Source organism: Heyndrickxia coagulans DSM 1 = ATCC 7050 (genome assembly GCF_000290615.1).
Lineage (GTDB): Bacteria > Bacillota > Bacilli > Bacillales > Bacillaceae_C > Weizmannia > Weizmannia coagulans.
On the sequence record NZ_ALAS01000274.1, the window covers coordinates 1 to 7733 of the forward strand.

At 40.1% G+C, this 7733-nt stretch carries 9 protein-coding genes and 1 pseudogene; all 10 read left to right on the top strand.

Annotated features, from left to right (window positions below; translation table 11 throughout):
* The first annotated feature begins 97 nt into the window (after positions 1-97).
* Positions 98-610: a DUF6431 domain-containing protein gene (locus IC21_RS14600; protein ID WP_258435362.1), complete on the top strand. Its 513-nt coding sequence runs from the start codon at positions 98-100 to the stop codon at positions 608-610.
* A gap of 42 nt (positions 611-652) precedes the next feature.
* Positions 653-1189, top strand: a pseudogene (locus IC21_RS14605) (helix-turn-helix domain-containing protein); the annotation flags it as partial.
* Between the two features lie 2 nt (positions 1190-1191).
* Complete coding sequence (locus IC21_RS17465) at positions 1192-1959, top strand: DDE-type integrase/transposase/recombinase (RefSeq protein ID WP_235801124.1); 768 nt, start codon at positions 1192-1194, stop codon at positions 1957-1959.
* Positions 1893-2582 (top strand): Mu transposase domain-containing protein, encoded by a 690-nt coding sequence (locus IC21_RS17470; RefSeq protein WP_235801125.1) that lies wholly within the window; start codon positions 1893-1895, stop codon positions 2580-2582. The genes IC21_RS17465 and IC21_RS17470 overlap by 67 nt, the downstream gene beginning before the upstream one ends.
* Before the next feature lie 258 nt (positions 2583-2840).
* On the top strand, positions 2841-3602 hold the full coding sequence (istB, locus tag IC21_RS14615; RefSeq protein WP_035181095.1) for an IS21-like element helper ATPase IstB: 762 nt from the start codon (positions 2841-2843) through the stop codon (positions 3600-3602).
* A 475-nt stretch (positions 3603-4077) separates the two neighbouring features.
* Positions 4078-4425 carry an ArsR/SmtB family transcription factor gene (locus IC21_RS14620; RefSeq protein ID WP_017552539.1) on the top strand — a complete coding sequence of 116 codons (348 nt, stop codon included), beginning with the start codon at positions 4078-4080 and terminating at the stop codon, positions 4423-4425.
* Between the two features lie 27 nt (positions 4426-4452).
* The gene (gene arsB / locus IC21_RS14625) at positions 4453-5514 is read left to right on the top strand and encodes an ACR3 family arsenite efflux transporter (RefSeq protein ID WP_017552540.1); all 1062 of its coding nucleotides are present in this window, start codon (positions 4453-4455) and stop codon (positions 5512-5514) included.
* Positions 5515-5534: 20 nt separating this feature from the next.
* On the top strand, positions 5535-5957 hold the full coding sequence (gene arsC / locus IC21_RS14630; protein WP_017552541.1) for an arsenate reductase (thioredoxin): 423 nt from the start codon (positions 5535-5537) through the stop codon (positions 5955-5957).
* Positions 5958-6012: 55 nt separating this feature from the next.
* On the top strand, positions 6013-6372 hold the full coding sequence (gene arsD, locus IC21_RS14635; protein ID WP_029143074.1) for an arsenite efflux transporter metallochaperone ArsD: 360 nt from the start codon (positions 6013-6015) through the stop codon (positions 6370-6372).
* Positions 6373-6390: 18 nt separating this feature from the next.
* Positions 6391-7733 (top strand): TRC40/GET3/ArsA family transport-energizing ATPase (locus IC21_RS14640; protein ID WP_235801126.1); only part of this gene is annotated, 1343 nt, incomplete at its 3' end.

The following is a 7733-nucleotide window of genomic DNA, read 5'->3' on the forward strand; positions in this document are numbered from 1 at the left end:
GTTCATTCAAGGTGTACATTTAGATGATAGAGTGTCTTCCCATTTTTTTCCACTCATTTGCCCCTTCGAGTAAAATTTTACACATACCTTGGAATTTTTGGTTAGGGGTGCGAAAAAAGTTCCTTCCCCTTGTTGTGGTAAACATATGAAGGTTATTGGGACAAGAGATCGAAAAGCCATTGATAGATCCGGAAAGAAGCATATTTATAATATCCGGCGGTTGCGATGTGAACAATGCGGAAAGATTCATCACGAACTCCCAGAGTTTCTGGTGCCTTATAAAAGATATAAAGCAAAATGTATTGAAATGGTTTTAACTAATCCATCCAACCATGATGTTCCGGCAGATGAATCAACCCTTTATCGTTGGCTAGACTGGTTTTATTTTTATGTAGAATACTGGATCCATTGTCTTGTTTCCATTAAACGTCAGACCCAACAAGATGGGGAAGACCTTGAAGTTTTGCCCGAAACTGCAGGGACCGCACTCCAAAGATTAGAGGGATTGGTGGGCAATGAATCCGGATGGCTGGCACGTGTTGTCCGGCCCCTTGTAAATTTTTATTTATGGATACATACCCGTTCTGCATTCTTGTCCGGTGGGGGTTAATTTACACTCATGATAGATAAAGAGGAAAGGAGTCTATCATGAATGGATCATAAAAAAGCAGATGAAATTGCAGCCCAAAGGTTCCAACTTATTTCTCCTTTATTGGCGGAGGGGTTGGATGCCGGAAAAGCAAAGGAACTAAAGGAACAAATTTGTAAGGCCTCCGGTCTTTCCGAAAGGACGATCAGACGTTATTTAACGCAATTTCGAAAAGAAGGATTTTCAGGATTGAAGCCAAAAGGAAAGCAGTCTCAAATGAAGATTGGGACAATCCCGTCACATATTATCGAACAAGCTATTCTGCTTAGAAGGGAGATCCCCAGCCGAAGTGTGTCGCAAATCATACAGATCCTTGAATGGGAAGGTCTTGCAGAACCAGGGCAAATCAAGCGCTCAACCCTTCAAGACAAGCTATCGGAAAGAGGATACAGTTCTCGGCAAATGCGGCTTTATTCCCAGTCAGGAGTGGCAGCGAGAAGATTTCAAAAGAGGTATCGGAATCAACTTTGGCAATCTGATATTAAATATGGCCCCTACTTGCCGATTGGCCTAAACGGTACCAAGAAGCAAGTGCTTATGAAATGATTATTCATACTTGGCTGAGTGAAAACCCAGATGTGTCTTCGGCACAGATCCATGATTGGTTGATGGAGCACTACCCTAAACTAATTGTTGGGGAAAGTACGGTACGTAGTTATGTCAAAGAACTTCGTGAAAAATATGCCATACCAAAAGAGACACATCAACGGGTTTATCAAGCGATACCTGACCCGCCAATGGGGCAACAAGCTCAGGTAGACTTCGGGAAAACCAATCAGAAAACGCCTCAAGGTAAATGTGTAAAATTGTATTTTATAAGCTTTGTGTTATCGCATTCTAGATATAAGTATGTTGAATGGCTGGACAGGCCTTTTACGACAAAAGATATGATTCGTATGCATGAGCACGCTTTCCAATACTTTGGAGGGATGACCGATGAACTGGTATATGATCAGGATGCCCTGCTCATGGTAAACGAGAATGCGGGAGATTTAATTCTGACAAAGGAATTTCAGTCTTATCGGGAAGCGAGAAAATTGAAGGTCTATTTCTGCAGAAAAGCTGACCCGGAAAGCAAAGGGCGAATTGAGAATGTCGTTGGTTATGTGAAGGGCAATTTCGCCAAACACCGCATCTTTCAAAATATTGATCAATGGAATGAAAGCTGCATATCCTGGCTGGAGAGGACTGGGAACCGAAAAGTGCATAATACAACAAAAAAAGGCCAGTTGAAGTGTTTACATTGGAAAAGCAACACCTCAAACCGGTTATCAAAGAAATTACTACTACAAGTATTAACTCTAGTATAACAAGAACAGTGCGTAAGGACAATACGATCGTCTATCAATCCAATCGCTATTCGGTTCCTCTCGGAACCTATCAAAAAGATAAAGATGTCTATATTGAAATAACAGCTGAGAATCGTCTGGTAATACGTGAACAAACAGATGGGCCAGTTATTGCCAACCATATCATTTCATTCGAGAGAGGAAAACTTATACAAGATAGGCAGCACACACGAGATCGTACTAAAGGGATAGCTGCGTATATTTCCACTGTATCTTCGTATTTTACAGATGAAGAAAGGGCTAAAGCTTTTCTGGAAGAAATTCATCACAGATATCCACGTTATGTTCGGGATCAGCTGGGAATCGTTTTAAAGATGTCTAAAGATTCTGATCAAAGAACTAGGGATGAAGCATTGTGCGAATGCATCAAACGTGGGATATACAGTGCGAGTGAATATAGTGACGTACTGGCATTCATTCAGCGACAGCAGCAACAAAAAGAGGAATTTAAACGGGCAGAAGAGGAGATTAAGGCATTGCATGGCATAGAACCTTCACTTCTGGATACACAGCCGGAGAACCGGGAATTAGCACAATATTTGGATGTGTTGAAAGGAGCAACAAAGTATGACACAGTCACTTGAACAACTTCAGCTGTTTATTGCAAAATTAAAGTGCAGAGATGTGCAAAATTTCTATGCAAATGGTTATGCAGAGGGGCTTTACATGGAGGGGTAGCCATGATAACCTGTTTGGGTTTGCCAAATCTGTTACAGCTGGCCGCTTGGCAAAAGAATCATGGCTGCAGAGGCTCCATGTCAAGCCCTTAATAGCGAGAATTCAGATTGAATTTTTATGCGGTATAAACGAATTTATATACTGCAATACTCTGCACTTTTTTCTTGCAAAAAACACTTCAGCAGCAGCTTCGAACATTGCGATTATCAGAGACGGCAAATCATTTGCCATCTCTGATTCAAGAAGCTGAATCACAAGATTGGACATACCGCACTTTTCTGGAACATCTGACTAGCTATGAGTTGGAACGCCGAGATGAGAAATTGATTGAAAAACGATTAAAATGGGCAACGTTTCCGTTTTACAAGACAATAGATGCATTCCAAGTAGACGAGCAACAATCGCTAAGTAGGAGACAGATCAATCAGTTAAAAGAATTCACATGGCTTGATCAGCTTTTTAATTTAATTATTCTGGGACCGCCTGGAGTAGGAAAAACACATTTGGCAACGGGATTAGGGATAGAGGCAATTCATCAGGGCTACAAAGTTTCTTTTATCTCCATGGGGCAGCTTATCCAAACATTGAAGACGGAAGATGTTACCCGAAAATCGCAAACAAGAATGAAGCGCATCCGGGATTCAAACCTGGTCATCATTGATGACTTGATGTTCATGGCCATGGATTCACGGGAGGCAAATTTGTTTTTCCATTTAATTAACGACTTGTATGACAATGCTTCTGTCATTCTAACTTCTAATAAGGGCCCAAATGAATGGGGTGAACTATTGGGGGATCCAGGTATTACGACAGCTATTTTGGACAGATTATTACACCGAGCAGAAGTCATCCATTTTAGGAACGATGACAGCTATCGCATGAAACATCGATCATCCATTTTTATGAAAAAAAGTGTTCAAAATTAATTAGCAAAAAGTGTTCAATTTTACTTGACGGCTACATCCGAGTGTCGATCCTGAATTATCAAGAACCTCGTCTGCTATCTATGTCATCGAGAAAACAAGGTATCCGATTAAACAATAATAATCTTGCCAATGAGCCGGATGTATTTTCGATAATCAAGCCGTGCAGCGTTTATTAACGGAAAAAGGACCCGGCTTGTTTACCTACTTTCATACTTTCGTTTGAATTGTAAAGATTATGTTAAAGTCGTTTTTTCTTCTTGTTTTATATAAGTATGTAGTTATATACTTATTAAAGGTAAGAGTAAGTAAATGGTTATACTACAATATCCATGTCGTGGATATGAAGATGTAACATTATTTATTTAGTTTGAGATGAGCAAAATTACAAATAAAGTGATTTAGAAGTATCATCTTTCTTTTTGGTTCATATATAAGTAAATATTTATATAATCATACAAGAAGAGGAGGTGTTCCCATGCAAAAAACAGTAGTGGAAATTGAAAAAGCATCACACGTTTTAAAGTTGCTTGGTGATAAAACACGTTTAACGATCATGGCAATTTTAAAACAACGTGAGTGTTGTGTATGTGAGCTTCTTGAAGTGTTTGACATGAGTCAGCCGTCTATTAGTCAGCATCTTCGTAAATTAAAAGATTTAGGATTAGTCAAAGAGGATAGAAGAGGACAGTGGATTTATTATTCCCTCAATCCACGAAATGAGTTATATGATTTCATCCAAGATATTCTGCAACACGTTCCAGATCAAACAGAAAATATTCGTAAGATTGAGGAAAACAACCCTACGCTCCGTTGTGGTTGTTAACCTAATAATGAAATTGGGAGGGAAAAAATGAATAATACGGGGAAAAAACGTCTATCGTTCTTGGATCGATACCTAACGATTTGGATTTTCCTTGCTATGGCATCAGGAATTGGCTTAGGATTCGTCTTTCCGGGCTTTGTAGACGGAATGAACAGTTTGCAGGTAGGAACCACATCGATTCCAATTGCAATTGGCTTAATTTTAATGATGTATCCTCCGTTAGCAAAAGTTCGTTATGAGGAGATTGGGCGCGTCTTTAAAGATGTGAGAGTATTAGTGTTATCGCTCGTACAAAACTGGATTATTGGACCGATTCTTATGTTTGTGTTGGCGATCGTATTCTTGCCGGATAAACCGGAATACATGGTCGGACTCATCATGATTGGTCTTGCACGTTGTATTGCTATGGTAATTGTCTGGAATGATTTGGCGAAAGGAGATACAGAGTACGCAGCTGGACTTGTGGCGTTTAACTCTGTATTCCAAATGTTATTTTTCTCTGTTTATGCGTATGTGTTTGTGACAATTATTCCAGAATGGTTACGATTAAAAGGTGCTATCGTTAATATTACAATGATTGAAGTCGCTAAGTCGGTGTTCATTTACTTAGGGACCCCATTTATTGGTGGAATGTTGACGCGCTTTGTGTTGATAAAAGCAAAGGGTAGACAATGGTATGAAAAAGTATTCATTCCAAAAATCAGCCCGATTACATTGATTTCTTTATTGTTTACGATTATTGTCATGTTCTCTTTAAAAGGAGACGTTATCGTAAGCTTGCCGTTGGATGTAGTGAGAGTTGCAATTCCATTGTTCATTTACTTTGTGTTGATGTTCTTCGTTTCCTTCTTCTTAGGGAAGAAAATTGGAGCGAGCTATCCTGTAACCACTACACTTGCCTTTACAGCCGGCAGTAATAACTTTGAGTTAGCGATTGCCGTAGCTGTTGGCGTGTTTGGGATTCATTCTGGTGCAGCATTTGCAGCCGTGATTGGACCACTTGTGGAAGTACCTGTCATGATTGCTTTGGTTAACGTGGCATTATGGTTTCAACGAAAATATTTCAAAGCAGAATCAGTATATTACTAACAACAAAGGTGGAATGAAACATGAAAAACAAAAAGAAAATTTACTTCTTATGCACAGGTAACTCTTGCCGCAGCCAAATGGCAGAAGGATGGGCAAAAAAATATCTTGGTGATGAGTGGGAGGTTCAAAGTGCCGGAATTGAAGCACATGGCTTAAATCCCAATGCAGTAAAAGCAATGAAAGAAGTGGGTATTGATATTTCCAATCAAAAGTCCAAACTGATTGATCCGGAATACTTAAATCATGCCGATCTGGTTGTCACTCTTTGTGGCGATGCAGATGAGAGATGTCCGATGACACCGCCTCAAGTAAAACGGGTTCATTGGGGGTTTGAAGATCCAGCAAAAGCAGAAGGCACAGACGAAGAGAAATGGGCTGTATTCCAACGTGTACGCGATGAAATTGGCGCACGCATCAAAAAATTTGCGGAAACAGGCGAATAAGACTGAATGACAGCCGAGAAGATTCTTCTCGGCTGGTTTTACAGGAGGGGAAATCATGAGAAAAATTGAAATCTTTGATCCAGCAATGTGCTGTCCAACAGGGATTTGTGGTCCAAGTATAGACCCGGAATTAATCCGTATTTCCATAGCAGTTAACAATTTGAAGAATAAAGGAATTGATATTGTACGTTATAACCTTGGAAGCGAACCAGATGCTTTTGTAGCAAACGAAATCATCAGTAAACTACTGACAGAAAAAGGACCAGATGTATTACCGGTCGTTTTAGTGGATGGTGAAGTTATAAAAGAAAAAGGATATCCAACTATTGCTGAGTTATCAGAATTAACGGGTATGACAGAAGAAGAATTAAGCCAAAAACCAAAAGTTCACTTAAGCCTCAATGTGAAAAAATAACGGAAGAAGTGAATCGACATGACCACTTTGTTTAACCCTCGATCCATGGATTTCACTCCCTTTTTATTCTTTACGGGAAAAGGTGGAGTAGGGAAAACATCAACGGCGTGTGCAACGGCTATTGCGTTAGCAGATAGGGGAAAACAAGTATTGCTTGTAAGCACAGATCCCGCGTCTAATTTACAAGATGTGTTTGAAGTAGAGCTGCAAAATAAACCTACCGCTATTCCGAATGTCCCAAATTTATTTGCTGCCAATCTTGATACGGAAACAGCGGCAAATGAATATAAAGAAAAAGTAATTGGACCATATAGAGGAAAGTTGCCAGAAACCGTTATCGCCTCCATGGAGGAGCAACTATCAGGTGCATGTACCGTTGAAATTGCAGCCTTCAATGAGTTTTCTACATTATTGACGAACAAGGAACTTACTGTACAATTTGATCATATTATTTTTGATACGGCTCCAACAGGACATACGTTGCGATTGTTGCAGTTGCCCGCTGCATGGAGTGGATTTCTAGAAGAAAGTACACATGGCGCCTCTTGTTTAGGTCCGTTAGCGGGACTAAGCGCTAAGAAGAGAATGTATGAACAAAGTGTAGAGGTACTAGCGAATCCAGAGAAAACAACCTTGCTTCTTGTGACTCGTCCTGACGGCTCTCCGCTTCAAGAAGCGGCACGAGCATCCAAAGAGTTACGAGAGATTGGGTTGAAAAATCAGTATCTTCTTATTAATGGTGTGATGAAGGATTTCGTTAAAAATGATGAGGTTTCTTCTGCTTTCTTTACTCGACAAGTTCATGCATTGGAACAGATGCCAAATGAGTTAAAAGGATTGCAAACATTTGAAATTCCGTTAGTGCCATTTAATATCGCCGGAGTAGAAAACATCCGTAAGTTATTCACCTTTGAACAGACAAGGGTTGTACCGGCAGATGAAACAAAGTCATTGCACGTTCCAGCTTTAAAAACGTTGATTGATGACTTATCAGAGTCAAGGAAGCGCGTAATTTTCACAATGGGTAAAGGCGGCGTAGGAAAAACAACAATTGCTTCTGTGATTGCAGTTGGGTTGGCTGAAAAAGGACATCGTGTTCATTTAACCACAACAGATCCGGCTGCTCATATAGATTATGTGATGCATGGAGTCCAAGAAAATATCTCTATTAGCCGTACTGATCCAAAAGTAGAAGTAGAGAAGTATCGTAATGAAGTCCTCAACCAAGCAAAAGATACAGTAGATGAAGAAGGATTGGTTTATTTAGAAGAGTGTCCGCAGCCACCTTCAATGTCGGTTGTATGGCCAGTGGCAGTGACGGGGCAACTGTCTATCGGCCACCCACAATGCCACTGGCATTT

Coding starts and splice junctions, on each gene's coding strand:
- arsB (WP_017552540.1), top strand. CDS start 4,453: ATGAATAATACGGGGAAAAAACGTCTATCGTTCTTGGATCGATACCTA.
- IC21_RS14620 (WP_017552539.1), top strand. CDS start 4,078: ATGCAAAAAACAGTAGTGGAAATTGAAAAAGCATCACACGTTTTAAAG.
- IC21_RS17465 (WP_235801124.1), top strand. CDS start 1,192: ATGATTATTCATACTTGGCTGAGTGAAAACCCAGATGTGTCTTCGGCA.
- arsD (WP_029143074.1), top strand. CDS start 6,013: ATGAGAAAAATTGAAATCTTTGATCCAGCAATGTGCTGTCCAACAGGG.
- arsC (WP_017552541.1), top strand. CDS start 5,535: ATGAAAAACAAAAAGAAAATTTACTTCTTATGCACAGGTAACTCTTGC.